Origin of the sequence: Marinifilum sp. (genome assembly GCF_965230805.1) — a bacterium.
In the GTDB taxonomy this organism is placed as follows: domain Bacteria; phylum Bacteroidota; class Bacteroidia; order Bacteroidales; family Marinifilaceae; genus Marinifilum.
Genome location: NZ_OZ246019.1, coordinates 272,169 through 298,852, shown reverse-complemented (window position 1 = coordinate 298,852; position 26,684 = coordinate 272,169). Strand labels below are relative to the sequence as shown.

Here is a 26,684-nt window from a genome sequence, read left to right as displayed (position 1 = left end):
TTAAATACTTTTAGACATTAACTCGATCTGCTTTAATACCCTGGAACCATTTTTAAATCCCATTTTAATGGATGTTTTGATGTCTTTTACAGCTCCGTTTTTATCTCCAGTCTTTAATTTTGCAATTCCTCTTGCGTAATAAGCTCTATCGAGTTTTTTATCGATGTTAATTGCTTTGCTGTAGAATTTTATGGCTTCGTTAAAATTACCGGTGCAATCTAAGGAAACTGCTTTGTTGTAATAAACCCCTGATGAGTTAAGTCCAATTTTTATTGAACGGTTATAATCAGTAATTGCACCTTTGTAATCTTCTAAATAGTACTTGCAAATGCCTCTGTAATGGTAAGCTTTAATGTTTCTTGGATTAATGGTTAAAACCTTGGAGTAATCTTCTATTGCCTGCTTGTAGTTCTTTTGATTCTCGTATAAGATGGCACGATTTAAATAAGCTTCTTCTTCGTATATTTGTTTGCCAATCACAAAATTTAGATCCTCAATTGCAACTCGGTTATTATTTAAATATGAATAAGCAATTGCACGATTAAAATAAGCAGGCAGGTAGTTTTTATCTTCTTTTATAATTAAACTAAAATGTTTAACTGCAGATTCGTATTGATTTTCTGCAAGCATTTCAATTCCTTTTTCGTTTTGTCGATCCTGTTTTGATGTCTCACAATTGGCAAATAAGACAACAAACCCTAATAACAAAATAAAATAAAATGATTTGTGGTAGAATGGTTTCATAGACTGAGCTTAGAGTTTGAACTTCTAAAGTACAATTATAAAGAATAATAATAAAGCAATCCCAAATTAATGTCAACAAATTTATTGATTGTTAGTTAAGCTACTTAAATAATTTGGTGAGCAAATCTTTTTTTCCCATTTTAATTAGCTCTTGTTTGATGGCATCCCGGTACTCCTTCTTGTACCAAAATAAAAATTTTCTTTGCGATAATTTCTCCTTTTTGGTTTTTGCCGTATAAACTTTTTTCAAGGTGTACGGATGATATCCTGAATAATAAATTACAGTGGCTACAGTCATAGGAGTTGGTGTAAAATCCTGTACTTGTTCCAGTTTAAAATCCAGCTCTTTAGTTTTTATTGCCAAATCAGCCATGTCGGCTCCCTGGCTACCTGGGTGACTCGAAATAAAATAAGGAATAAGTTGTTGGTTCATGCCTTCCTTTTTATTAATATCATCGAATAAGGATTTAAGCTCATAAAATAATTTGAAGGAGGGCTTTCTCATCATATCCAAAACTTCATCAGAAGTGTGTTCAGGTGCAACCTTTAGCCTGCCTGATACATGATTCTTAATCAGCTCAACTGCATATTCTTTATTCGATTTGTTGGCTGAAGCATCCTTGGCCTGGTGAAGCATTAAATCGTATCGCACACCACTACCAATAAAGGACTTTTTCACCCCGGGCATTTTATCAACCTTTTTGTAAATATCAAGCATAGGCTGATGATTTGTATTCAAATTAGGACAAACATGGGGATGAATGCAGGAAGGCCGTCGACAGGTTTTGCAAATTGACTCAAAAATCCCTTTCATTTGATACATATTGGCAGATGGGCCACCCAAATCTGATAGATATCCTTTAAAATCAGGCATTTTTGTGATATGCTCAACTTCTTTTAAAATGGATTGCTCTGAGCGATTGGCAATAAATTTTCCTTGGTGAGCTGAAATGGTACAAAAGGAGCATCCACCAAAACACCCACGGTGCATATTTACAGAGAATTTGATCATCTCGAAGGAAGGAATACTCTTTCCTTTGTAACGAGGATGTGGAAGTCGTGTGTATGGCAAATCAAAAACCTCATCCATTTCCTTCTCATTCATTACAGGATATGGCGGATTTACAACGATATGTTGATCTTTATGGTTTTGAGTAAGCTTTTTTGCCATCATGGCATTCGATTCCATTTCGATATAGCGAAAGTTGCTTGCAAATTTTTTTTTGTCAGTCACGCAATCTTCATGGGAAAACAAGTCCTGAATTTGCCACTGCTTTTTCGTAGCATATTTTTCGTCCTGATTTACAATGAATGAGGTTTGTGGAATATTGGTAAGAGAATAAAAAGGAACGCCTCGCTTCAACAAACGAATAACTTCTTTTAAGGGTTTTTCTCCCATACCATAAACCAACAAGTCGGCCTTACTATCAATCAATATGCTTGGCTTTAATCGATCTTCCCAATAATCGTAATGGGTTAACCTTCGTAACGACGCTTCAATACCTCCAATAACAACCGGTGTTTCGGGGTATAGTTTTTTAAGAATTTGTGTGTAAACCACAGTGGGCTTATCGGGGCGAAAACCATGCTTTCCGGCGGGAGTATATGCATCATCATGACGGAGTCTGCGATTCGCAGTATAATGGTTTACCATGGAATCCATATTGCCTGCAGTTACTCCAAAAAACAATTTGGGTTCACCTAGCTTTTTAAAATCACGTAAGTCATCACGCCAATTTGGCTGAGGCACAATCGCCACCTTTAAGCCTTCGTGCTCAATTATTCTACCTATAACTGCTGCTCCAAATGATGGATGATCTACATAAGCATCTCCACTAAAAAGAATTACATCCAACTCTTCCCATCCTCTCTCCTTAACCTCTTTGGCTGATGTTGGGAGCCATTTAAGGTGTTTTGTAGTTTCTTTTTTTGCCATAAAGTACTGAAATTGCCGTAAAGATAGGATTATTTAAAAACATTTTAAAGAAGAAATGCCTAATGGCAATATGGGCTTGTTGCCTATTTCAAAATAAACCCAAGTACGATTAGAAATATCCGCTTTAGAAAGTCAGGTTATTGTCTGCAATCATTTTATATTTGCACGATACAAAAACTTCAAAATGACATATTTTTCATATCACACGCACTCATCCTACTGCGATGGGAAAGAAAATCCGGAAGACTACATCAAACAAGGGATTTTACAAGGCCTGAGAGCAATAGGTTTTTCTTCACATGCCCCTATCCCTGTTGCAACCGCTTGGGCGATGAAGACCTCAAATATTGACTCATACATTCAAGAAATTAATCAACTTAAAGAGAAATATAAAAATGAAATTGAAGTTTATTTGTCCTTGGAGCTTGATTATATTCCTGGTGTAAGCAAATCCTTTTCTGAATGGAAGAAGAATTATGGACTTGATTATACCATTGGATCTGTTCATCTGGTAAAGGCGGAATCAGAAGAAGAGCTATGGTTTTTAGATGGTCCTGATACTAATTACACCATAGGATTACAGAAACTATTTAAGGGCGATATTAAGAAAGCAGTCACAGCATACTTTAAGCAAGTGATAGAAATGATTGAGACACAAAGTCCGGATGTGGTTGGACATGTGGATAAGGTAAAGATGAATAATAAGGGAAGGTATTTTTCCGAAACGGATGAATGGTACATTCATTTGTTGGATAAAAGCTTAGATGTGATCGAAAAAGCTGGTAGCATTGTTGAGGTGAATACTCGGGGCATCTACAAAAAGAAATCAGACAAGTTATTTCCGGACGATTATTTTTTAAAGCAATGTCATAAAAGAAATATTGATGTTACAATTAGTTCGGATGCACACCATCCAAAAGAATTATTGTGTTATTTCGAAGAAACAAGAAATTATTTGAAACTGATAGGTTTTGAGAGTGTTACTGTTTTTCATAAAGGAGAATGGATTATTGAAAACATTTAAAATAGCAGCAAGAGAGGCGATTTGAATGAGTAATCACACTTAGGTATCAGAATAAATGCTATTTTTACTCAGTTTAAGAAAATGATGATCGAATTAATTTTCGATTATTGATGAAAGCTAATACAAAACTAAGTAAGAAAGTTATACCCCATTGATTTGGAGATATTTTACTCTGGAGTGTACTTTCGGAAAATATTGATATATGAAATTAGTCGATTCTAAAGATTTACTAAAGGCTAGTGAAAGTTTGAATTGGTTTGGCGGAGAAAGTTTTGCCAAATTCTTAATGTACATCCTGAAATTAAATAAACTGAATAAGCTTTATTCCGAGAATTGTTGTAAGGATGGAATCGAGTTTATTGATGCTTTAATTGATGAGCTGGGAATTAAGTTTGAATTTGATGAAGAAGAGTTAAAACGAATTCCCAAAGAAGGAGCTTTTATTACCATATCCAACCACCCGTTTGGAGGAATTGATGGAATCATCCTCATCAAGTTATTAAGTTTGGTTCGTCCTGATTTTAAGGCTATGGCTAATTTTCTACTTAAGAAAGTAGAGCCAATTCAGGATTTCTTTTTGGGAGTTAACCCATTTGAAGATAGAAAAGGTGCCGCTTCGAGCACAGGAGGATTAAAAGAGGCATTGCGCCACTTGAGTGATGGAATGCCTTTGGGAATTTTTCCAGCCGGAGAAGTGTCAACTTATCAAACGGCAACCCATAATGTTACCGATAAACAATGGATGCCTTCGATTCTTAAATTTATTAAGAAAGCCGATGTTCCTGTTATCCCAATTTATTTTCAAGGAAATAACAGTTTGATTTTTCATCTATTGGGAATGATTCATCCAACCCTTAGAACAGTTAAGCTACCTTCAGAATTATTAAACAAGAAGAACAAGATAGTTCGGATTAGAATTGGTAACCCAATATCGGTAAAGGATCAGAAAGGTTTTACCGATATCAATCAATATGGCAGATTTCTTCGTGCAAAGACCTATATGTTGGGAACTCCAATTGAGGTAAAGAAATTTTATCGATTTAAACGAAAAACTCAACAGGTGAAGGCCGAGGATATTATTTCCGCAGTTGATCCAATGGTAATCCGAAATGAGGTAGAATGCCTCGAAGAGGAGTACTTGCTGTTTAAAAGTCGTTCTTATGGTGTTTATTGTGCCCCATCTTCAAAACTGCCCAACATTCTGAATGAAATTGGCCGATTACGCGAAATCACCTTTCGAGAGGTAGGAGAGGGCACCAATCAGAGCATCGATATCGATGAATTCGATTTGTACTATCATCAGCTTTTTATCTGGGATAACGAAAACCATAAGATTGTAGGTGCCTACCGTGTTGGAAAAGGTCATGAGATCCTACCAGGTTACGGGCTAAAAGGTTTTTACCTTCAAAGTCTTTTCAGGATGAGCAAGAAATTCCAGCCCATTTTGAATCAATCCTTGGAATTGGGGCGTTCGTTCATTGTAAAAGAATATCAGCGCAAGCCAATGCCTTTGTTTCTGCTTTGGAAAGGGATACTTTATTTCTTATTGAAAAATCCCGAATCGCGATATCTGATTGGTCCGGTTAGCATTAGCAATAAATATTCGAATTTGTCGAAAGACTTGATTATTAAATTTATAATGGCCAACTATTTCGATTATGAATTGGGTCAATTTATTAAACCAAGAAAACAGTTTAAAGTAAAAACTACAGATGTAGATATTGATATTCTGCTTGAAACAGCAAAAAATGATATCAATAAACTGGATAAGCTCATTGGTGATTTTGAGATTACAAACGACAAATTGCCAGTTTTGCTTAAAAAGTATATATCCTTGAATGCTAAAATTATTGGTTTTAATATCGATCCTAATTTTAATGACTGTTTAGATGGATTAATTGTAATTGACTTGTTTGATGTGCCAATGAAGGTAATTGAATCTTTGTCGAAAGAAATTAATGACGATACAATTCTTCAAAGATTTTCTTCGGATGATATAGATTTTTAAGAGATTTATGCGAACTTTGCGACTCAATTTTGTTAACTGAAAAAGAAAACAGTTGGACTTTCAATACATATTTAAAGGGATTGTTGTGGGCTTAATGGTATCTATACCTCTAGGCCCAATTGGTGTACTAATCATTCAAAAAACAATTCAGAAAGGAAAGCTTGCCGGATTTGTTTCTGGTATGGGTGCAGCTGTAGCTGATATGTTTTATGCTACTGTTGCAGCTTTTGGCTTGGGTATTGTAATCAACTTTATAAAAGCACAGGAATTCTACCTACAATTAATAGGTAGTATTTTTTTGGTGTATGTTGGGATGAGGATTTTTCTGACAAATCCTGTAAAGCAAATTCGTGGCGCCCACAAATCAGGAAAAAAAGGAATGTTAGGAGATTTTCTTTCCATATTTTTCCTCACCGCATCTAATCCAATTGCAGTTTTTGTTTTTGTTGCAGTATTCGCGGGAGCATCAATTTTTGGATCGAATCCAACATTAAGGATCGAATTGTTTCTGATTCTTGGTGTGCTACTGGGAGGTGCACTTTGGTGGTATACTCTTTCCACCATAATCAATGCATTTCGAAGCCGATTTAGACTAAAGCAATTGTTCTGGATCAACAAGATATCAGGAATCATTATTGCTATTCTCGGATTTCTTGCTTTTTTGGCCTGTTTCGAGCCAATTAAATCGTTTATACATTCGTAGATCAAAGTCCCACTAGGAATCAAAACGACTGATAAACTATTTTATTATCGGAATCTCGCCCATAATTTAGGACGGCTTATTAAATCATTATGAATGGGAATATTCCGATTTGGTCTTTCATTAAATTATGAAGGCAGAAAAGGACAAACTTTTGATCTTTCATTAAATGATGAAAGACCAAAAGAGCAATTTTTCTTCATTAAATGATAATGATTTTAACACTTAAATTTTAATGCAAATCAATAAATCCAAAAACAATTGAGGATTCACTTCATAATAATACTATTCTGCTTTTCAATCTTTATCGAATCGTTACCATTGTAGCTCCCCATCCATACTCTTTAAATGATGCATCTTGTTGATAGTGTTTTTTATACTTGCGTCTTAATTCATCATGTACTTTTTTCTTGAGGGTACCATTACCAATACCGTGAATAAAAACGATGCGTTTCCCTTTTGTGTTTTGATATTCACGCATTATTTCATGAAATTTATTCAATTGAAATTCCAAAATATCAGCATTCGAAAGGCCAGTAACAGAATCAATCAAGGCATTGATGTGCAGGTCAATTTCAAGAATATCATCTTTCGCTTTAACAGAGGATTGTTTGCTTTGTACTTTGTTGATTGCTTCTTTTTCGTGTACAAGCTTTTTGAATTCCTTCTGGCTAAGCTCGTCAAGTTTGTGTTCTATGTCTTCCCCTGTGAGTTTGTGAAGCATCACAGCTTGATGAAAATATTGATTTTCTTTGTAACTGCTTGTCTTGTAAAATTTAACGGGATGTATTTTAATATTCCTTTCAAGTGGTTTCTTGATATCCGATTCACCTTGTTTGTAGAAAAGAATTTGGAAGAAGCAATTCGATAGTTCGTTTAACTCCTTTAAATCATATTCATTTAATAATATTTTAGATTTAGGATCCAGATTTCCAGCCGTTTGTCCTTCCATCTTATTTCCTTTCTTATCGTAAAATCCGTACAAAAGAATGCGATTTGTATCGTTAATTAGGTACAATTCGAGTGGACTTTCGGTAGGATTATATCCCTCACGAGGTGCAAAGGCAATATATATATCTTCCTTTTCGACAGGCAAAGTACTTTCAGACTGTTTGAAACGTTTACTTTCGGAAGCAATGTTTTTTGTTTGTTGCTGATTGGTTTTCTCACCACCTGCATACTCTATCACTACAAGATTTTTCTTTAAACTCGGAATCTCGAACTCATCTTCATCATTTAATACCATTACTGTATTTGCATCGATTATTTTTGTTACAATTCCTCCACCTATATCGTTTAGAAAACGGACTTTATCGCCTATATTGATTTGCATTTGATTTGATTTTTTTAATTCACGACAAAGTTAGCTATTTTTGCCGATCAGAATGAATTGCTGCTTGATTATGTGCGGCTGATAGATAAAGGAAGATGGAGATTAATACAGAAAACAAATCATTCGAAGCGCAGCAGATAAAAATAGCTGATTTTACTTATGATTTACCTGATCATAGAATTGCCAAACACCCATTGGAGGATAGAGATTTTTCTAAACTGTTGGTGTATCGGAACAATGAAATCACCGAAAGGGTTTTTAATCAACTTCCAAACGAAATTGAGCCTGGTACAAAGATGGTATATAATAATACCAAAGTAATTCAGGCAAGATTGATCTTTTATAAAGAAACAGGTGCTCGGGTTGAGATTTTTTGTCTTGAACCATTGCATCCGGCTGATTACAATTTAGCATTTCAAACAAAAGAAAAATCTACTTGGAAGTGTATTGTTGGAAACGCTAAAAAATGGAAATCCGGAACTTTAAGGATGCCTTTTTTTGTGGGTGATGAGGAATTTATATTACAAGCAGAAAGAGTGCAGTTGTTAGATGGAGCTCAAGAGATTCGGTTTAGTTGGAATCATATCGACTTAAGTTTTAGTGAGGTGCTTGAACAGACAGGAAAAATTCCTATTCCGCCTTATTTAAATAGAGATACCGAAGATGATGATTTAATTCGCTATCAAACGGTTTATTCAAAATTTGAAGGATCGGTGGCTGCACCAACGGCAGGTTTGCATTTTACGGATAAAGTATTTGCTGACTTGGATTCAAAGGGAATCGAACGAGAGGAATTAACCTTGCATGTGGGAGCAGGAACTTTTAAACCAGTAAAATCGGAACAGATTGGTGATCATGAAATGCATACTGAGCACATTCAGGTAAGGGCAGACAGTTTAAAGAGCATTTCGGCTACAGAAAATGGTGTGATTGCTGTAGGAACAACATCGGTGCGTACTTTAGAAAGTTTGTATTGGATGGGAGTAAAGATCTTGACAAATAATGAGGAACCAAGGCTGTTAAAACAGTGGGAGGCATATCAACTACCCCAACATTACTCAGTAAAAGAGTCATTTCAGGCCATTTGTGTTTATATGGAAGAGAATGAAATTAGTCTTTTTAATGCTGCTACTCAGATTATTATTGCTCCTGGTTACGACTTTAAAGTGATAAAAGCTTTGGTAACCAACTTTCATCAACCTCAAAGCACATTGTTACTCCTAATATCAGCATTGGTTGGCGATGATTGGAGAAAAATCTACCAATATGCCTTAGATAATGATTTTCGTTTTCTGAGTTATGGCGATAGCTCACTATTGATGAAGAGATCTGATGTCAATAAAAACTCCAAATGATTCGTAAACATCTCATATTTGCTTTTGTAGCTTTACTAAAGCTATTAAACTATTGAGTGGATATTTTTTGAAGCTTGGAAATTGATGACTGTATTTTCTGATAAAAAAGTACTATTTTTATTTGTGTTCTTTCCAAACAGATCTATCATATGACTGCCAAAATTCAGCTCTCCATATTATTGGTGTTTTTCGCATTTGTTCTGCAAGCTCAAAATCGATTTCTTCGGCGAGGAGAAAAAGCATTTAATAAAAGGCATTACTCGGAAGCAATAGCCAATTTTAAGCACATAAAGGGAAAAAATCCGGAAATCGACAGAAAAATCGCCCAATCTTATTTCTTTCTGGGAAGCTACAAGGAAGCGGAGAGTTATTATCAGAAAATTAATGATAGTGAAAAATCTGCAGGTGATCTATTATCTCTGTCTCACATTTATTTAAACTATGGTAATCGCAAAGCATCAATATTATTTAGCGAACAAGCTGCAAAGGCAGGAATGGATAAATCTGTAATCGAAAGTAGAATTAAATCCATCCGGAATCTAAATCAAGTAAGAACTAAATCGAACATGCGTTTGCGTCCAATTTCTGAGCAGCCGCTATCAAAAAGCCTGGGCTTGGCTGTCTTATCAGATAAGATTGTATTTTCAAATTTTGGTAATATCAATACCAAAGGAGAAAAGACTTACCAATTGTTTTCGAGTGAATTTATAGATCAGGAATTTACAAAAGCAAAAGAGTTTGCGGCCGAATTAGATAAATCAGTAGATATTGGCTCTATTTCATTTTCGGCAGATGGTAGTTTGATGTACTATACTCGTTGGTATACCAAAAGAGGAAGACAATTTATGGAGATTGTTGAGGCTCGGATGAAAAATGCTCAATGGAAAGCAAGTTCAATTTTACCATTTAATAGCCGAAAGTATTCCTGTGCCCATCCTTTTATAAGCAAGGATGGTAAGGAGATTTATTTTGCATCAGATATGCCGGGAGGATTTGGCGGAATGGATTTGTATGTTAGCCACAAAATAGGGAATTCATGGGGGATGCCGATTAACTTAGGTGAAGATGTTAACACAAGCTTAAACGAAATTTACCCATGCATATTAAAGGATGGAAAATTGTGGTTTGCATCTAACGGTCATGTGGGTTATGGAAGACAGGATTTGTTTTATGCCGAGAAAACACAGGAAGGAAAATGGGGCAATATTGCAAATGCAGGCAGCGAATTCAATTCCTCATTCAATGATTTTAGTATACAGGATAGCCCGGCGAAGGGTCAATTGTTGTTTGTTTCAGATAGAAAAGAGAAAGGATATGTAGACAGAATATATTCTTTGGGAGCCGATCGGTTGGTAAAGGTTGAGCTGGTGGTGAGAGATAAACACAATCAAAATCCGATTTCCACTCCAAGCATAACAGTAAAGAGAGTCATCAATGATCAGCAAATACCTCTTGAACAAAACGCAAGCGGGACTTATGAGTTTGATGTTTCGTATTATGAGCTGGGTAGGGGAATATTGTACGAAATAGAGGCAGAAAAAGAGGGATACGAAGCTTTGGAAATGAAGTATTATCCTATGGAATCAAATCTAAATGTGGAAATATTGTTGATGAGGTTGGAGAAAGGTCTTGAGGATGCATTTGCACAAGAGTTGAAACCGATCCATTATCCTGATAAAAGGTTGATCTTTCGCACAATTCATTTCGATTCGGGAATTCCATATTTAAATTCAAAAGCCAAGCAACAATTAAAAAAGTTTGCGGATTTCTGGAAAATCTATCCTGATTTAGACATCGTAATAAATGCCCATAGTGATTCCAGAGGTAGCGATGAATCAAATATGATTTTATCCATTAAAAGAGCCAAAAAGGCTGTGGAATATTTGCTGGCTCAAGGTGTAGAACATTCAAAAATAGTATACAATGCTTATGGCGAGCAATTCGTAATAAATGGCTGTGTTGATGGTGTTGATTGTTCAGAAGAGCAGCATCGTGAGAATCGAAGGCTTGAGCTATTGTTTGTGATCAAATAGTTTTTAATCGAACTTGTGGCTTAGTTAAAAGTCATTCCAGGCTACTGGCAATTTCTTTTAATTGGAGTAGATTATTCAATGTTTACTTACAGCTAAGGCTATTTGTCACTCTCAAAAAGGTGAAGGATCTCATTAATTGTTGTTTTTGCTTCCCAATGGGGTACATTCATCAAAAGCAGTATAATTTGTATCTAATTATTCTCTGATAATGGGAAATTTGATTGATAATCACAGGGATTTTATTATATTTACTACGGATAAAATCCAATTCATCTCTGTACTCTATTCTAATTTAAACTATGAGAAACATTTATTTCATTATTTGCTTTGTTTTGTCAGTCGGGACAATCGGTTACTTCTCACCTTTTTTAGATTTAAATTTCACTTCTTCATCAGGAAATACATCTTATGCTGTCGAGATTGCACAATTTAAATATCCCGTTTACACAGATTATTTTGAGAATCTTAAGGATGTTACCGAGTTAAGGAGCGAAGGAGGTGTATTCCATTATGTGGCCGGGATTACAAAATCGCGCAAGGAGGCCGAAGTTTTAAGTGCAAAGATTAAGGAGATGGGATACGAAGAAGCCAAAGTAATTGATTTGTTAGAGGAATTTTCTGCTGACGAATTAGAGGGACTGATAGAGCTTGAACCGCAAAAGAAGAAGCAGAAAACGGAGAGTGCAGAACAAGCTATTTCAAAGCTAAGCGATATTGAAAATTCTTATTTTTATTCAATATTACTGAAAGAGTCAGATGAAATTCTAACTGCTGATAAATTCTCGCCATTAAAACCCAAAGCCTTCAAGCAGGGAGAAAAGTTTTATTTTTTGTTTGGAAAATTCGAAGATGTTGGGAGTGCGCAAAAGTATCTTAAGGATAAAGTGATTAAAGATTTTGCATTGGCAAAGCTTGTGGTTTTGAATAAAGGCACTCTAATGCAAGTATCAAAAGCCAAGTCAGCAAAAGCAAGTTCAGGTTCTTACAATATGGGTCGCAAAATGCGCGGAAAAGAATATGTTGACTACTATTATGAACTACCAAGTGTTACTTTTGTAAAGACTCCTGTTTATTACATTGAAGTAGGACCATACAATGATAAAGCTAAAGTAGATCAGGCGGTTCAAAAGCTTCATGATCTTGGTTTTACAAAGGCTGGAATAAAAGATCCAACTAAGGAGACCCGATCTGTTAGCAAAAGAGATATTGCTGCCGATGATCATTATACCATCCAAATCTTTGCCGGCAGAAACAAAGTGAAAACAGCTCGATTCAATATCGAAGGCGTTAACCAGTCTTACGATCAGCATGATAAATTGTATCGCTATTTTGTTGGAGACTACGATAATTATTGGATTTGCCGTCGTCAATTGCGCGAGGTGCGCAAACAGGGTTTTAGGGATGCCTTTATTGTAAAATTGTAATCAAATTACAATTCTACAAATCCCAAAGAATAACAAAGATTCATTTTAATGACTTATAAAATTGATTTGCAAGAGTGCTTGTTTGAATTTTTCATATCTGTTGTGAATGAAGTGCGAAAGTTGCCAGTTTCAAATGAGTATAGGGTAATTTCATATCAAGTTCTTAAGTCTGCTACTTCTATAGGTGCTAATTTTGAAGAGGCGCAAGCAGCTGTTTCAAAAGCTGATTTTACCAACAAAGTTGCTATATCATTAAAAGAAGCTAGTGTGAAGAGTGTTAATAAAACGAATTAAAGTTTTTGACCTATTTTTCTTTTTACAAGGTAAGGTTTACAGGCATAGCCGTAGCTACGGCGAAAAAGCTTAACGCAGTAGAAAGGAAAATAGGTCAAAAAATTAGTTCGGGGAATTAGCATTCTTTACACTAGAGAGTCTAATTGTTGGATTCGGATAATTATTGCAATTTACAATAGTAGGAATGAATGGAGTAAACTGGACAAGGAATCCAAAGAAATCATTAAGATATTAGCTAGCATTTACAATAAAACTGTAATAAAGAAATAACTCTACCTTGTTATTTAAATTTGGAGTGATTTGTATTTTAGTTCCGATAGCTATCGGTATTGGAGTTTCGTTTTTGGAGTTTGAGATTTTGTGCAAAGAAACAAAAGCCACCCCAGATACGTGAGATGGCACTATTAATTACTAATTGTTTAGTATTAATAAAAAAAAGGCAAACCGATAAGCCGGGTCCTGTCCTCTTCGAAAAGAGTTTCTATCATTTATCTTGGACATTTGTTGCCAAATGCCTCTAGCAATCTACCCCCCGACATCGGCCGAGTAAGCCTACAGCTGTCGGTATACTTGATCTTGCAACACATAAGGTACACGGCTACCCATGTCGCCACAGATACCGGTGAGCTTTTACCTCACCTTTTCACCCTTACTCCAAAAAATAGGAGCGGTTATTTTCTGCTCTACTTCTAAAGTTTTTCAACCTTCTTCCAGTTAAGAAGTATGTTACTCTGCGTTGCCCGGACTTTCCTCTCTTTCTTGCGAAACAGCGATAGAATGGTCTGCCGATGCGAAGGTAAGAAGAAAGATTCAAAACCCAAATTATAAGTGTAAAGGAGAAAGTAAGAAGGAAGTAAAAAAAAGGATTAACTGTAAATGAAAACCTACATTTTTTGACTATTCGACTCTTCTAGACTCTTCAAGACTTTAAACGAAGAAACGCCCTCAAAAGATGAGAGCGTTTTATAATCCTCTTAATAAAATTTTATGCAGTTTGAATTTCAGCTTGTTTTTTGTCTCTTCTTTTTAGAAGGTAGGAAGGCAGCCAGGAGAAGAAAACTCCCATAGCGATAATTATTGTAAGTAATGCTTCGTTCCCAATATTACTTAAGGAAAAAGCTACCACAATAAAAAGAATATTAACGGCCATGATTCGAACACTTGCAGCCGCATGTTTGAAACCTAAGTTAATCATGCGATGATGCACGTGGTTCTTGTCTGGGTGAAAGGGTGATTTCTTATTTTTGATACGAATGATCATCACGCGGGCGGTATCGAATAAAGGCACTGCTAAAATTCCGATGGAAACTGCCGGAGCTGACTGAATTGCGTAAGCAAAATCAGGATAAACATTTAACTCGTTAAATCTGATCATTAATATGGAAATCAATAATCCCAATATTAAGGAACCTGTATCACCCATAAATATTTTGTTGTGCTTCCCGAAAACATTAAATCGGAAGAAAGATATTAAAGCACCAAGAAGCGCTGCTGATAATACAACGTACTCATAGTTACCTGTGATAAAAAACCAAACACCAAAGCTGGCAACACATAGGCCACTGATCCCAGAAGCCAGTCCATCAATGCCATCAATCAGATTAAATCCATTGGTAACTACAATGATTACAAATACAGTAAACAGGACGCTCAAGAAATAGTTGATTTCGTGAATTCCAAATATTCCATGGAAATTGGTAAACCGTATATCACCCATAATGATAACGACAAGTGCGGCAAAAATTTGTCCAATTAACTTGGTTTTTGGAGCAATCTCCATGATGTCGTCTTTAATTCCCAGCCCAAACATGATAATTGTAGCAGCTACAATGTATTTCAATTCATGAATCATGAAACCATTGCTGAAAATAAGAATGGATAAAGAAAAACCAAGAAAGATGGCTGCGCCTCCAAGCGATGGAATTACTGTGGTGTGAGAAGATCGATGGTTTGGTTCATCGTATAGTTTTTTCTTTTTTGCCAATTGAATTACAGAAGGAATTACCTTATAGCATAATAGCAAGGAAAAAACAAAACTGGCCGCAATGTAGAAGTAGTGTGTGAACGGGTACATATAAATTTTGTTTTGAGTGTGTTAGTTTAACCTACCAATTGTGTGCGCAAATGTATTAAATTAAAATGCATTTTTCGCCTGTCAAATGTGTCAATTTAGATGAATTCAATGTTAAATATACATAGCCTAACCGAATTGAATCATCTTTACCCTACGCGAAAGTAAGAAATTAGTTCCAATGAATATAATTTCTTACATATTTTTTGTGTGTTTTTTCTGTTAATCTAAAAAAAACAATTGCTTATCACTACTCAAAAAATAATAATCCGATAATACTAAGGATTTAAAACGATTGCAAACCCTAACAATATGAGGTCTCTATAGAAGTCATATTTACAAATAAGATGAGAGCCAAGTAAGAGATATGAAAAAAAAGGAAATTGATTTTGTTAAGCCTTAGAGTCTGATTATGAGTGTTGTTTTATGGGTCGATCTAACTTGACACTTTTGGCAGCTTTTTTATTGGAATATTCTTACTACTATTGCACGCAAAAGATTAATAGTTGAAAAGTCAAATGGACAAATGGTCGAACAGTGGAAAAATTTAATGCTTATTCCGATTGATCTAAAAAGAATGATTAAAAATAGATAAGTGTATTTTTTATCATCTAAACCCGACCTTTGATCAATTCAAACTGGGGCTAGATCATTGAGGTTTGAGTTTGGGATCCTGGATTTTGAGATTTTACTTCATTGTTAAAAATATGTTATAAAAATATAACACAAAAACAGAGTGAAAATTAGGGAATTGAGGAACAGTTTTTTATTTTTGCGCAACCGTAAAAAACTTTGATCATCTTAAAGTGGGGTTTTATCAAGCTCATACGGTTTGATTAAATAATGAGGTATAACCTAAGCATATTATAATAGTATTGAATTATGATTCGATTATTTCGAAAAAGTTTATTAATGATATTGGCTTTTTCTACTTGTCTACTAGGAGTAGAAGCTCAAAACACCAATATCAATCCTGCCACAGTAAATGTGAACGCCTTAAGCGAACAGCAAATTGAGAAAATTATTTCCGAAATGGAAAAGAATGGGATGAGTCTGGAAGAAGCCATGGCTTTGGCTCGTGCACGCGGTGCATCTCAAATGCAAATTGATCAAATGGCTCAGCGCATAAGGGATTATAAGCTGAATAAGCAATCAGGTGCAGAAGGAGTCGGAAGTGTTAGGAAATCATCAAATGGATCAACTACGATTGTTGAGGTGAGTCCAAAAAAGACATTTAAAGCAACGAAAAAGAACAAGGAAATTTTTGGTTTCCAGTTTTTCAATTCAGAGAATTTAAGTTTTGCGCCAAATGTTGATGTGCCGGTTTCTGATTCCTATGCCTTAGGTATTGGCGATGAAGTAAACATTTCTGTTTACGGAGCCTCTCAGCAAACATATGTTTTATCAGTACAGAAGAATGGATCAATTGTTATTCCTGATTTAGGACCTGTAAATATTTATGGATTGAGCTTTGCTGATGCAAGCAAAAAAATAAAATCAAGATTAATATCCATTTACAATGGAATGAAAGGCGATCAGCCAAATACTTTTGCCGATGTTAGCCTTGGCGCTTTAAAAGGAGTGAAGGTAAATGTTATTGGAGAGGTGAATTTGCCTGGTACATATTCATTACCTGCTACTGCATCAGTTTTTAATGCTTTGTATTTGGCGGGTGGTCCAAACGAAAATGGATCTTTCCGTGTGATCGATTTGATTCGTGATGGAAAAGTAATCAATTCGGTTGATGTGTATGCTTACCTTGTGGATGGACAGACACAAAACAACGTACAGTTGCGCGATCAGGATGTAGTAATGGTTCGTCCATACGTGAATCGCATTAAAGTAGCTGGTGAGTTCAAGCGCACGGGACTGTTCGAAGCAAAAGATGGCGAATTTGTAGCAGATATTTTGCGTTACGCAGGTGGATTTACCCATAAAGCTTATACGCACCGTTTGGATTTGTACCGAAATAATACGCGTACCTTGAGTTTTGTAGATGTATCAGCTGATCAATATGCCGAAATTACATTGATGAATGGAGATTTCATTAAAGCAGGTGCCATTACAGAACGTTACGAAAACCGTATCAACATTTCTGGTGCAGTATATCGCCCTGGTGATTATCAGCTGACTGAAGGAATGAAACTTTCTGAATTGATTGCAAAGGCAGAAGGATTAAAAGAGGAAGCCTTTTTGGAACGTGCCGTAATTACCCGCAAGAAAGATGATTTAAGTCTGGAAGCCATCTCTTTCTCGGTTCGCGATGTAGTAAGCGGAAAGGCAGATATCGAATTACAACGAGAAGACAGGGTGCAAATTTCTTCCATTTTCGATTTACGTGAAGCTCGCACAGTTGAAATTGTTGGAGAGGTTCAGTTTCCAGGAACATATGCCTGGGCCGAGAACATGAAAATCGCCGACCTGATATTCCAAGCTGGTGGTTTCCTTGAAAATGCAGAGGTGAGTTCTGTAGAGGTAAGTAGGGTTTTGGACTATAACGAAACCAAAGAGCTAAGCAAATCCTTATTACATACTTTCCAGTATGGACTGGATCGCAATTTAAAGCTGGATGCAGAAGGTGCTGCCTTTACATTAAACGCTTTCGACAAGGTATACATTCGCCGTGCACCGGGATATCGTCCTCAATCAAATGTAAATGTTCGAGGAGAAGTGATGTATGCCGGGGATTATGGAATTACCCGTAAGGATGAAAAGGTATCAGATGTAATAAGAAGAGCAGGTGGTATTACGCCAGAAGCCTATGTAAAAGGAGCGTCATTGCGCAGAAGGATTGAGTTGACTGATGCAGAGTACCAAGCCAAATTGGCCATCGCCATGCAAGATACAACCATGAATCCTGGTGATGTTGAAAAAGTAAAATATCAAATTGTAGGAATAGATTTGCCAAAAATCATGTCCCAACCCGGATGTGTGGAAGATTTACACGTTTTAAATGGTGATCAGTTAATGGTTCCATCAAAATTGGAAACGGTTATGGTGTCAGGTTCAGTATTGAATCCTGTAGCTCATACCTATATAAACAAGAAAAAAGCGAAAGATTACATTTTAGGTTCTGGTGGTTTTGCGCAAAGAGCCAAGAAAGGAAAAGTTTACGTGTTATATGCCAATGGAACAACGGCAGCCACAAAAGGAGGATTGTTGGGAAGACGTTTCCCAAGAATCGAGCCCGGCTGCGAAATCATTGTTCCAGAAAAACCGGAAGTAGATAAGGCTGCTAACGCAAGCAGGTGGTTGGCTATTGCTTCAACATTGGCAAGTTTGGTTACGGCAATAGCAGTAGCTACAAGATAGTTTGTAGTGGCCTTGAGCTTTTGCAGTCATCCCGAGTTTGTCGAGGGATCTCTTAAAGATAGATTACACGGATTAAAACGGATTTCACGGATGTCGAAATTGATTGAAGCAGATAAAACCTACAGTATCATTGGGGCGTGCATGACGGTTCATAGGAATTTAGGTGCTGGCTTCTTGGAGAGTGTGTATTCTGAAGCATTGGCAAAAGAATTAGAAAAAAGAAAAATTCCGTTTGTCAAAGAGAAAAAGATAGAGCTCTTTTATGACGGTCAAAAAATGAACAAATATTTTAAAGCGGATTTTGTCTGCTTTGATTCGATTATAGTAGAAATAAAAAGTAAATCTTGTTTATTGAAGATTGATGAACAACAAACAATTAATTATTTAAAAGCAACCAGATATCAATTAGGATTTTTAATCAACTTTGGAGAGCAATCGCTGAAATACAAACGATTCATTAATACAGTAAATAAGTAATAAAAAATAACAAAGGACGCTGATTAAATGTGAAAACGCCAATATCCGCGAAATCCGCCTTAATCCGCGAAATCATAGAATACGCAGTATGACCAATATAAAAGACACAAAACAAACCGATGCAATTCGTTCCGAGCACGAAGACGAAATCGACCTAATCCAATTAGCCAAAACCCTATGGGAAGGGCGACGCACCGTAATCAAAACTACATTGATATTTATGGTGCTAGGTTTATTCATCGCCATTTTCTCGCAAAAAGAATACACCGCATCATGTACCATGGTACCCCAATCCGCGGAAGGCGGAAGCAAACTAGGTGGTAGCTTAGGAGGACTGGCAGCTATGGCAGGTATCAATCTAGGTTCAATGGGAGGTTCAGAAATCCCTCCAACACTTTATCCTAAAATTGTTAACAGCATCCCTTTCCAAAAGGAATTGATGAAAACCCCTCTTTCTATCGAAGGACAAACAGAACAGGTAACATTCGCTCACTACTACGAAGAAATCCACAGTCCAGGTTTGTTTGGATATATTAAGAAGTATACGATTGGCTTACCCGGCCTAATTCTTGGTGCCATCCGTGGCGAAGCCACAACCGAAAACCAACAACCGACAACCGACAACTTGTTATCAATCACGGAAGATGAAAAAGAACTAATCGAAATCCTTTCAGCCCAGCTTTCAATAGAATTCAACGAGAAAGACGGTTACATCTCACTATCTGCCAGAATGCCTCAGGCTAAACCAGCTGCACAAATGGTACAAAAAGCTCAAATGCTTCTACAGGATGCTATTACCGACTTTAAAATACAGAAAGCAAAGGATCAATTGGCTTTTGTGGAGGAACGATATTCAGAGAAAGAAAAAGAAGCTAAAGAAGCTCAACAAAGATTGGCTAACTTTCGTGACAGAAATAAAAATGTCACAACGGCTTTGGCACAAACAGAACAAGAACGCCTAACTGCCGAATACAATTTGGTATACGATGTGTTTTCAGAATTGGCCAAACAATTGGAAACTCAAAAAATACAAGTAAAGGAAGATACGCCGGTATTCACAGTAATTGAACCTGTATCAGTTCCATTATTAAAATCAAAACCGAAACGTGCCATAATTTTGGTGATCTGGACTTTCCTAGGTGGAATTGTTGGTGTTGGAATGGTGTTTGGACGTGAATTCTTGGGTTCTATTCAAGAGCAATGGAGTAATGAGTCGTAGTTAACTCGAATATGCAGTCATCCCGAGCTTGTCGAGGAATCTCACACAATAAGAAAATAACAACAAACAAAGAACAAAATAACAAAAGCATAAAATGAACAAAGTAAAATCAATCAAAAACATCTGCTGTATTGGCGCAGGCTACGTAGGTGGTCCAACCATGGCTGTCATTGCGCAAAAATGTCCACACATTAATGTGCATGTGGTAGACTTAAACGAACAACGTATTGCAGACTGGAACGATGCTGATTTAGATAAATTGCCAATTTACGAACCAGGATTGGCTGAAGTAGTGGCTGAAGCTCGTGGTCGTAACCTGAAATTTTCTACAGATGTGGAAAAAGCCATTGATGAAGCAGAGTTGATTTTTATTTCCGTGAATACCCCAACCAAAACCTATGGTGTTGGGAAAGGGATGGCTGCAGATTTGAAGTTTATTGAATTGTGTGCTCGCCAGATTGCCAAAGTGGCAAAAGACGATAAAATCATTGTGGAAAAATCCACTCTTCCTGTTCGTACGGCAGAAGCATTACGCACCATCTTGCATTCTACAGGAAATGGTGTGAAATTTGAAATTTTATCAAGTCCAGAATTCTTGGCTGAAGGAACAGCTATCCAGGATTTGCACAATCCTGACCGATTCTTAATCGGGGGAGCTCCTACAGAATCAGGAGAAGCTGCTGTTCAGGCCTTGGTGGATGTATATCTAAACTGGGTACCTCGCGAAAATATTGTAACCACTCGTGTTTGGTCATCTGAATTGTCAAAACTGACTGCCAATGCTTTCTTAGCACAACGAGTGTCATCCATCAATGCAATATCTGCTTTGTGTGAAAAAACTGGTGCTGATGTTGACGAAATTGCTCATGCTATTGGAAAAGATTCTCGAATTGGGGCAAAATTCTTAAAGTCATCAGTTGGTTTTGGGGGATCATGTTTCCAGAAAGACATCTTGAACCTGGTATACCTGTGTCGTCATTTCAATTTACCTGAAGTAGCAGACTATTGGGAGCAGGTGATCAAAATGAATGATTACCAAAAGCACCGTTTTTCAAAGAATATTATTGATACATTATTCAATACCGTTTCAGGCAAGAAGATTGCTTTCCTAGGTTGGGCTTTCAAAAAGGATACCAATGACACCCGTGAATCAGCAGCTATCTATGTTGCCGATGAACTGCTACAGGACCGTGCAGAAATTCATGTCTACGATCCTAAGGTATCAGAAGAACAAATATATGCAGACTTGGAATATTTACAAACAAATCGTCGCCCGCAAACTGTCATTGCGAGTGAAACGAAGCAATCTGTTGAATATTCTACATTGTCCATGGAAGAAATTCGTTCATTGGTAACGGTTCACAAAGATCCTTATACCGCTATGGAATCTGCACATGCCATTGCAGTACTAACTGAATGGGATGAGTTCAAAACTTACGACTGGGGAAAAGTATACAATGAAATGTTAAAACCTGCATTTGTTTTTGATGGTAGAAACATTGTTGATAAAGACCAATTGGATGTAATTGGTTTTGAAATTTATAATATAGGTAAAGGCAACTAGTAGATGAAGAAGATATTAGTGACGGGGGGAGCTGGATTTATCGGCTCCCATCTTTGTGAAAGATTATTGAAGGAAGGAAATGAGGTAATATGCTTGGATAATTACTTTACGGGAAGTAAAGAGAATATTGTTCATTTAATGGATAATCCATATTTTGAATTGGTGCGTCATGATGTTACAGAACCATATTTTGCCGAAGTTGATGAAATATATAATTTGGCATGTCCAGCTTCTCCTCCTCACTACCAATACAATCCGATTAAAACCATTAAAACTTCTGTAATGGGAGCCATCAATATGCTAGGATTGGCCAAAAGAGTCAATGCTAAAATTTTACAGGCATCTACTAGTGAAGTTTATGGCGATCCTAAAGTGCACCCACAACCAGAATCTTATTGGGGAAATGTGAATCCAATTGGTATTCGTTCATGCTATGATGAAGGAAAACGTTGTGCTGAAACTTTATTCATGGATTATCACAATCAAAATGATGTAAAAATAAAAATCATTAGAATTTTCAATACTTATGGTCCTAGAATGAATCCAAATGATGGACGTGTAGTTTCAAATTTTATAGTGCAAGCTTTAGAGGGTGATGATATAACTATTTATGGCGATGGAAAACAAACAAGAAGTTTTCAGTATGTTGATGATTTGGTGGAAGGTATGATTAGAATGATGGCAAGTGAAGATACGTTTGTAGGTCCAGTGAATATTGGAAATCCTGGTGAATTTACTATGATTGAGTTGGCGGAGAAAATTATTAAACAAACTCAATCCAATTCGAAATTGGTTTTCCAAGAATTACCTAAAGATGATCCATTGCAAAGAAAACCAATAATCAGCTTAGCAAAAGAAAAATTAGATGCTTGGGAACCAAGAATAAAATTAGATAATGGTTTAGAAAAAACTATTGAATACTTTAAAGAAAAATTGAGATGAAGAAGGTAATGTTTGTATTTGGTACCAGACCAGAAGCTATTAAAATGGTTCCTATAATTAAATATATCCAAAAAAATAATTTTAATCTTGAGCCTGTAATTTGTGTAACAGCTCAGCATAGAGAAATGTTAGATCAAGTTCTGGAATTATTTGAAGTAGTTCCAGATTATGATTTAAATTTAATGAAACCGGGTCAAGATTTATATGATGTTACTTCTCGTGTGTTACTTGGAATGCGTGATGTTTTATCCGAAGCAAAACCTGATCTGGTTTTAGTGCATGGAGATACGACTACTTCAACGGCATCTGCATTAGCCGCTTTTTATCAACAAATTCCTGTTGGACATGTCGAAGCTGGATTGAGAACTCATAATTTATATTCTCCATGGCCCGAAGAGGCAAATCGTCAATTAACAGGACGTTTAGCTAATTATCATTTCGCACCAACGGAAACCAGTAAAAAGAACTTAATTAGAGAAGGAGTTTCAGAAAATAAAATCTTTGTGACGGGTAATACAGTGATTGATGCCTTATTTATGGTTTTGAATCAAATTGAAGAAAGATCTGATCTAAAAGTACAAGTTGAGGCAAAGTTATTAGCAAGTGGACTAAATAGGGAAATTGTTAATTTCTATATGAGTAATCAATTAACACCAATGATTGATTTTACTTCTATTAATAATAGTATTTTGGATGTTTATCATGAACAACGTAAGCTTGTTTTAATTACTGGACATCGTAGGGAAAATTTTGGTGAAGGTTTTCTAAATATCTGTAATGCAATTAAGGAGTTAGCGAAGTGTCATCCTGAGGTGGATTTTATTTATCCTATGCACTTGAATCCGAATGTTCGTAAACCAATCCAAGAGGTATTTGACTCTAACGATAATCAACAAGATTCTATAAATAATGTCCATTTCATTGAACCTCTTGAATACTTACCTTTTGTATATTTAATGTCTCAATCATATTTAGTTTTAACAGATTCTGGGGGTATTCAGGAAGAGGCACCAGGATTAGGTAAACCAGTTTTGGTAATGCGAAATACTACAGAAAGACCAGAAGGAGTTTCTGCTGGAACGGTTAAATTGGTTGGTACAAATAAAGAAAGCATAATAAATGAAGTGTCGGATTTATTAAACAATAAAACGGCATATTCTTTGATGTCTGAAGCGAATAATCCTTATGGAGATGGAACAGCTTCGGTAAAAATAATTGAATACTTAAATGTAGTTTAATAATGAAGGATAGGCGAGTTCTGCTAAAATTTGATGATGATAGAATACAATGCTTTTTAGCTGGGTTGAGTTTTGTTGAAGCTAATCAATCAAATTCTATATTTATTGTGGATAGCGAAAATGGATGGTTTTATAAAGAAATTGAAAATATAATTAAGTTTAAAACTGAATATATCGCTGGTGTAGATGAAGATAAGATTAGTGAGAAGGTGCTAATTAAAATTGACCATAAAAGTCCATCAACAAATATAGTGGGGAAATTTAAGGCTCCATTGATATACCCAAAGTATATTCAAAATACGTATTTTAAATCAGTTGAGGACAAATTGGATCAACTATACTTTAGAGGTCTATTAACGAAAGATAGATTATGGGATTGTCTAAGGTGTTTTATTGTTATATCAGATTTTAAGGCAGTTATTAAACTTGTAATTTCAGTACTAAGAAGAAAAAGAGAGTTTATTATACAAACTTCAAAGGTGTATTTTTGCTTTACAGCTCGTGGTAGAAATAAAGATTTCAAGTTTCTAGATGATGAATACTTCGAAGAAATGAGAAGATTTAAATTAATATATTGCCCAAAGGGAGTTTATGTATGGACTTACAGGTTTTTTGAGGCTATACAATTAGGATCGATTCCCGTTGTAAAAGATTCTTGTGACCATTATTCGTCTTTTAATTATTTAAACTATAAAAAGACCAAACAAAAGCTTCTTGTTTCAAATATTGTAATTAATAACCTTAAAGTGTTTAATGCAAATTATACAATAAAATCAAGTAATGATTAAAAAGATTGCAGGAGTATTTAGTAGCAATGCTCTTGGTGCAGGGTTAGGTTTTTTATTTAATTTAATGTTGGCACGGAGTTGCAGTGTTGCAGACTATGGTGAGGTTATGTATTTTTATACATTACTTATAGTATTCGTAACGGTGTTAGATCTTGGATTTGCTAATACCATCGTAGTCTATCCCAATAAAGTTGGGAATGGACAAATTAAGGAGACTATGCATTCTATAATAGTTTTTTTTAATCGGTATTTGATATTTATAGCACCACTCTTGTTAATATTATTGATTGGGTTTCGAAACTTAATAGGTATAACCTTAGAAATAAGTTTTTTACTTTTTACTGGTACTGTATTATTTTTAGTATATAGAATAAATACTTCTTATCAACAAGGTGCTGGACAATGGGGTAAGTATAATCTACTGAATATATTTAACAATCTATCCAAAATAGGTTTATTTATTCTATTTTATCTTTTTTGGGGTAGTAATATAGAGTATTCTAGTGTAGTTTATATTTATGTAATCTCGTCGGCCATTCTACTATTAATTAGTTGGAAATTTAAGGATAAAGCTATCAGTAGGCAAAAACTTCAGTGGAGCAAATTAAAAACAACATTAATACCATTCGCTCTCCTAAATAGTATAACTATTTTGGGTGTTCGATTGGATATTATATTTACAAAATTTTTCTTTACGGAACATGAGATTGGAATTTATGCAGCAGCCAATACACTAGCTTTAATTTTTCCTGTATTTTCCAACGCCTTAATGTCTGTGCTTTTAAAATTTAGTGCTGAGAACTCTGAAAATATAACATATTTCAGACAAATGTTTCGACATTTAAAAAAATTGGTGCCTATTGTTATTATTTTGGTTCTAATTGCTGTTTTTTCCGTTGATTTTATACTCCCATTTTTCTTTGGAGAAAAATACAATCAAGCGATACCTATATTCAAAATACTAATAGTTGCTTTTAGCGGTAGTATTTTTATTTTACCGCTTGAAAGTTTATTACTTGCAAAAGCTGAAAAACAGATTGTCATTTTACGTTTTATTCAGGTGCCATTACAATTTATTGTTACTTATGCTTTAAAAGATTATTTAGGACTATACTCAATTGCTTTAGGAGCTTTTGTGGCCAGATTTTTCGGATGGGGGATTGTTGTTTTCCTAATTAATAAACTGTATAATAAGATTAAGAAATAGTACAATGAAAGTTGCTTTAATAGGATATTATGGATTTGGGAATTTTGGAGATGAACTAATGTGTAAAGCATTCTCTGAGAACATAAAAGCCAATAAAGTTGTAGTTTTTTCCAACACAGAGTTACTGGATGATCATGACGGAAGGGTGAAATACTACAAACCAACTAGAAGAAATAGAATTTTCGAGTTAAGAAATGTAGATAAAGTTATTTGGGGAGGTGGAACTTGTTTCTATTCAAACCCGGGCTTTCTTAGTCTCTTCTTTAATTTCATCTTTATACGTTTAATCCTAAGAAAAGAATTTTATTTTATTGGCGTAGGCCAAGGAAATTTTAAGTCATGGCTTCATAAGATATGTTATAAACTTATTTTAAAACTGTCAAATGGAATTTATTTTCGGGATAAATATTCATTGCATGCAGCAGGTAAAAATAATAGGTCGATGAGATTAACAGCTGATCCTGTTTATTTATTGGATTTTGAAAATGATATTCAGAAAAGAACATCTATAACTAAGATTTCGGTTAACCTGCTTGGAGATATTAATAATAATAAGTTAATCGATTTTTATGTGGCACAAATAAAATCGATTTTACATGATGATAAGGATTTAATAATTAATTTGCTACCTGCTCAAACTGGAAGTAATGGCGAATATATGTTTCTAAATGTTATAAAACGAAAATTAAATTCTCCTAGAGTTAAGTTATTAAATCCTCAACAACCTGAAGATGTTTTAGATTATTTAACTAAAATGGATTTCCATTTTGGGATGAGGTTGCATTTAGCTGTTTTTTCAGACTTATACAACATTCCTAATATTGCTATTAATTACTCTCCAAAAATAAAGTATTACTTAAAATCCTGTGGACAGGATGAAAGATTAAAGGATGTTTATGAATTGATCAATTTTTCAATGATAACATCTGTATTTAAAAATTATCAGAGACCAGAAAGTTATATTAAGAAACAGAAAGAAATTATAAATAAAACTCTAGCAAATATTTTATGAAGA

Annotated in this window: 20 protein-coding genes and 1 other RNA gene; 16 read left to right on the top strand and 5 right to left on the bottom strand. The window is 35.3% G+C overall.

The genetic code is table 11. The features are described from left to right. Both ACO05S_RS01215 and ACO05S_RS01210 read right to left on the bottom strand, forming a co-directional pair. Positions 1-744: a tetratricopeptide repeat protein gene (locus ACO05S_RS01215; protein WP_421919723.1), complete on the bottom strand. Its 744-nt coding sequence runs from the start codon at positions 742-744 to the stop codon at positions 1-3. Between the two features lie 100 nt (positions 745-844). Next, on the bottom strand, positions 845-2,680 hold the full coding sequence (locus tag ACO05S_RS01210) for a YgiQ family radical SAM protein (RefSeq protein WP_421919722.1): 1,836 nt from the start codon (positions 2,678-2,680) through the stop codon (positions 845-847). A 184-nt stretch (positions 2,681-2,864) separates the two neighbouring features. On the opposite strand from ACO05S_RS01210, the gene ACO05S_RS01205 reads away from it, so the two are divergent. The 3 genes from ACO05S_RS01205 (at position 2,865) to ACO05S_RS01195 (ending at position 6,415) form a co-directional block, all read left to right on the top strand. Beyond that, complete coding sequence (locus ACO05S_RS01205) at positions 2,865-3,704, top strand: histidinol-phosphatase (protein WP_421919721.1); 840 nt, start codon at positions 2,865-2,867, stop codon at positions 3,702-3,704. Positions 3,705-3,906: 202 nt separating this feature from the next. Continuing rightward, a complete protein-coding gene (locus ACO05S_RS01200) occupies positions 3,907-5,712 on the top strand; it encodes a lysophospholipid acyltransferase family protein (RefSeq protein WP_421919720.1) in 1,806 nt (601 codons plus the stop codon). Positions 5,713-5,764: 52 nt separating this feature from the next. After that, positions 5,765-6,415, top strand: a complete 651-nt coding sequence (locus ACO05S_RS01195; RefSeq protein WP_421919719.1) for a LysE family translocator — start codon at positions 5,765-5,767, stop codon at positions 6,413-6,415. Positions 6,416-6,716: 301 nt separating this feature from the next. On the opposite strand, the gene ACO05S_RS01190 is transcribed toward ACO05S_RS01195, so the two are convergent. Then, the gene (locus tag ACO05S_RS01190; RefSeq protein WP_421919718.1) at positions 6,717-7,745 is read right to left on the bottom strand and encodes a DUF2027 domain-containing protein; all 1,029 of its coding nucleotides are present in this window, start codon (positions 7,743-7,745) and stop codon (positions 6,717-6,719) included. A gap of 95 nt (positions 7,746-7,840) precedes the next feature. On the opposite strand from ACO05S_RS01190, the gene ACO05S_RS01185 reads away from it, so the two are divergent. The 4 genes from ACO05S_RS01185 (at position 7,841) to ACO05S_RS01170 (ending at position 12,851) form a co-directional block, all read left to right on the top strand. Continuing rightward, positions 7,841-9,100, top strand: a complete 1,260-nt coding sequence (locus tag ACO05S_RS01185) for an S-adenosylmethionine:tRNA ribosyltransferase-isomerase (RefSeq protein ID WP_421919717.1) — start codon at positions 7,841-7,843, stop codon at positions 9,098-9,100. Positions 9,101-9,249: 149 nt separating this feature from the next. Beyond that, on the top strand, positions 9,250-11,133 hold the full coding sequence (locus ACO05S_RS01180; protein ID WP_421919716.1) for an OmpA family protein: 1,884 nt from the start codon (positions 9,250-9,252) through the stop codon (positions 11,131-11,133). 299 nt (positions 11,134-11,432) lie between these two features. Then, positions 11,433-12,557 carry a hypothetical protein gene (locus tag ACO05S_RS01175; protein ID WP_421919715.1) on the top strand — a complete coding sequence of 375 codons (1,125 nt, stop codon included), beginning with the start codon at positions 11,433-11,435 and terminating at the stop codon, positions 12,555-12,557. Positions 12,558-12,605: 48 nt separating this feature from the next. Continuing rightward, the gene (locus ACO05S_RS01170) at positions 12,606-12,851 is read left to right on the top strand and encodes a four helix bundle protein (RefSeq protein ID WP_421919714.1); all 246 of its coding nucleotides are present in this window, start codon (positions 12,606-12,608) and stop codon (positions 12,849-12,851) included. Between the two features lie 432 nt (positions 12,852-13,283). Here the strand turns inward: ACO05S_RS01170 and rnpB are convergent. After that, an RNA gene (gene rnpB / locus ACO05S_RS01165) (RNase P RNA component class A) lies at positions 13,284-13,640 on the bottom strand. Between the two features lie 196 nt (positions 13,641-13,836). After that, positions 13,837-14,925, bottom strand: a complete 1,089-nt coding sequence (locus ACO05S_RS01160; protein WP_421919713.1) for an MraY family glycosyltransferase — start codon at positions 14,923-14,925, stop codon at positions 13,837-13,839. Positions 14,926-15,804: 879 nt separating this feature from the next. Between ACO05S_RS01160 and ACO05S_RS01155 the strand changes: the two genes are divergently transcribed. The 9 genes from ACO05S_RS01155 to ACO05S_RS01115 all read left to right on the top strand — a co-directional run bounded on the left by ACO05S_RS01155 (position 15,805) and on the right by ACO05S_RS01115 (position 26,681). Then, positions 15,805-18,234, top strand: a complete 2,430-nt coding sequence (locus tag ACO05S_RS01155; RefSeq protein WP_421919712.1) for an SLBB domain-containing protein — start codon at positions 15,805-15,807, stop codon at positions 18,232-18,234. Positions 18,235-18,324: 90 nt separating this feature from the next. Continuing rightward, a complete protein-coding gene (locus ACO05S_RS01150) occupies positions 18,325-18,711 on the top strand; it encodes a GxxExxY protein (protein WP_421919711.1) in 387 nt (128 codons plus the stop codon). An 88-nt stretch (positions 18,712-18,799) separates the two neighbouring features. Then, the gene (locus tag ACO05S_RS01145) at positions 18,800-19,930 is read left to right on the top strand and encodes a Wzz/FepE/Etk N-terminal domain-containing protein (RefSeq protein ID WP_421919710.1); all 1,131 of its coding nucleotides are present in this window, start codon (positions 18,800-18,802) and stop codon (positions 19,928-19,930) included. A gap of 94 nt (positions 19,931-20,024) precedes the next feature. After that, positions 20,025-21,494, top strand: a complete 1,470-nt coding sequence (locus tag ACO05S_RS01140; protein ID WP_421919709.1) for a UDP-glucose 6-dehydrogenase — start codon at positions 20,025-20,027, stop codon at positions 21,492-21,494. Positions 21,495-21,497: 3 nt separating this feature from the next. Continuing rightward, positions 21,498-22,436 (top strand): UDP-glucuronic acid decarboxylase family protein, encoded by a 939-nt coding sequence (locus ACO05S_RS01135; RefSeq protein ID WP_421919708.1) that lies wholly within the window; start codon positions 21,498-21,500, stop codon positions 22,434-22,436. Continuing rightward, entirely contained in the window at positions 22,433-23,674 is a 1,242-nt protein-coding gene (gene wecB, locus ACO05S_RS01130) for a non-hydrolyzing UDP-N-acetylglucosamine 2-epimerase (RefSeq protein WP_421919707.1), read from the top strand. Before ACO05S_RS01135 ends, wecB begins: the two co-directional genes overlap by 4 nt. Positions 23,675-23,676: 2 nt before the next feature. Then, positions 23,677-24,462: a hypothetical protein gene (locus tag ACO05S_RS01125; protein WP_421919706.1), complete on the top strand. Its 786-nt coding sequence runs from the start codon at positions 23,677-23,679 to the stop codon at positions 24,460-24,462. After that, complete coding sequence (locus ACO05S_RS01120) at positions 24,455-25,669, top strand: oligosaccharide flippase family protein (RefSeq protein ID WP_421919705.1); 1,215 nt, start codon at positions 24,455-24,457, stop codon at positions 25,667-25,669. Before ACO05S_RS01125 ends, ACO05S_RS01120 begins: the two co-directional genes overlap by 8 nt. 4 nt (positions 25,670-25,673) lie before the next feature. Continuing rightward, on the top strand, positions 25,674-26,681 hold the full coding sequence (locus tag ACO05S_RS01115) for a polysaccharide pyruvyl transferase family protein (protein ID WP_421919704.1): 1,008 nt from the start codon (positions 25,674-25,676) through the stop codon (positions 26,679-26,681). The last annotated feature ends 3 nt before the right edge of the window (positions 26,682-26,684 follow it).

What these genes read in the sequence shown, in the direction of transcription:
- ACO05S_RS01200 (WP_421919720.1), top strand. Translation starts at nt 3,907, where the DNA reads ATGAAATTAGTCGATTCTAAAGATTTACTAAAGGCTAGTGAAAGTTTG.
- ACO05S_RS01190 (WP_421919718.1), bottom strand. Translation starts at nt 7,745, where the DNA reads ATGCAAATCAATATAGGCGATAAAGTCCGTTTTCTAAACGATATAGGT.
- ACO05S_RS01170 (WP_421919714.1), top strand. Translation starts at nt 12,606, where the DNA reads ATGACTTATAAAATTGATTTGCAAGAGTGCTTGTTTGAATTTTTCATA.
- ACO05S_RS01175 (WP_421919715.1), top strand. Translation starts at nt 11,433, where the DNA reads ATGAGAAACATTTATTTCATTATTTGCTTTGTTTTGTCAGTCGGGACA.
- ACO05S_RS01125 (WP_421919706.1), top strand. Translation starts at nt 23,677, where the DNA reads ATGAAGGATAGGCGAGTTCTGCTAAAATTTGATGATGATAGAATACAA.
- ACO05S_RS01150 (WP_421919711.1), top strand. Translation starts at nt 18,325, where the DNA reads ATGTCGAAATTGATTGAAGCAGATAAAACCTACAGTATCATTGGGGCG.
- ACO05S_RS01120 (WP_421919705.1), top strand. Translation starts at nt 24,455, where the DNA reads ATGATTAAAAAGATTGCAGGAGTATTTAGTAGCAATGCTCTTGGTGCA.
- ACO05S_RS01145 (WP_421919710.1), top strand. Translation starts at nt 18,800, where the DNA reads ATGACCAATATAAAAGACACAAAACAAACCGATGCAATTCGTTCCGAG.
- ACO05S_RS01135 (WP_421919708.1), top strand. Translation starts at nt 21,498, where the DNA reads ATGAAGAAGATATTAGTGACGGGGGGAGCTGGATTTATCGGCTCCCAT.
- ACO05S_RS01210 (WP_421919722.1), bottom strand. Translation starts at nt 2,680, where the DNA reads ATGGCAAAAAAAGAAACTACAAAACACCTTAAATGGCTCCCAACATCA.
- wecB (WP_421919707.1), top strand. Translation starts at nt 22,433, where the DNA reads ATGAAGAAGGTAATGTTTGTATTTGGTACCAGACCAGAAGCTATTAAA.
- ACO05S_RS01185 (WP_421919717.1), top strand. Translation starts at nt 7,841, where the DNA reads ATGGAGATTAATACAGAAAACAAATCATTCGAAGCGCAGCAGATAAAA.
- ACO05S_RS01180 (WP_421919716.1), top strand. Translation starts at nt 9,250, where the DNA reads ATGACTGCCAAAATTCAGCTCTCCATATTATTGGTGTTTTTCGCATTT.
- ACO05S_RS01160 (WP_421919713.1), bottom strand. Translation starts at nt 14,925, where the DNA reads ATGTACCCGTTCACACACTACTTCTACATTGCGGCCAGTTTTGTTTTT.
- ACO05S_RS01215 (WP_421919723.1), bottom strand. Translation starts at nt 744, where the DNA reads ATGAAACCATTCTACCACAAATCATTTTATTTTATTTTGTTATTAGGG.
- ACO05S_RS01115 (WP_421919704.1), top strand. Translation starts at nt 25,674, where the DNA reads ATGAAAGTTGCTTTAATAGGATATTATGGATTTGGGAATTTTGGAGAT.
- ACO05S_RS01140 (WP_421919709.1), top strand. Translation starts at nt 20,025, where the DNA reads ATGAACAAAGTAAAATCAATCAAAAACATCTGCTGTATTGGCGCAGGC.
- ACO05S_RS01155 (WP_421919712.1), top strand. Translation starts at nt 15,805, where the DNA reads ATGATTCGATTATTTCGAAAAAGTTTATTAATGATATTGGCTTTTTCT.
- ACO05S_RS01205 (WP_421919721.1), top strand. Translation starts at nt 2,865, where the DNA reads ATGACATATTTTTCATATCACACGCACTCATCCTACTGCGATGGGAAA.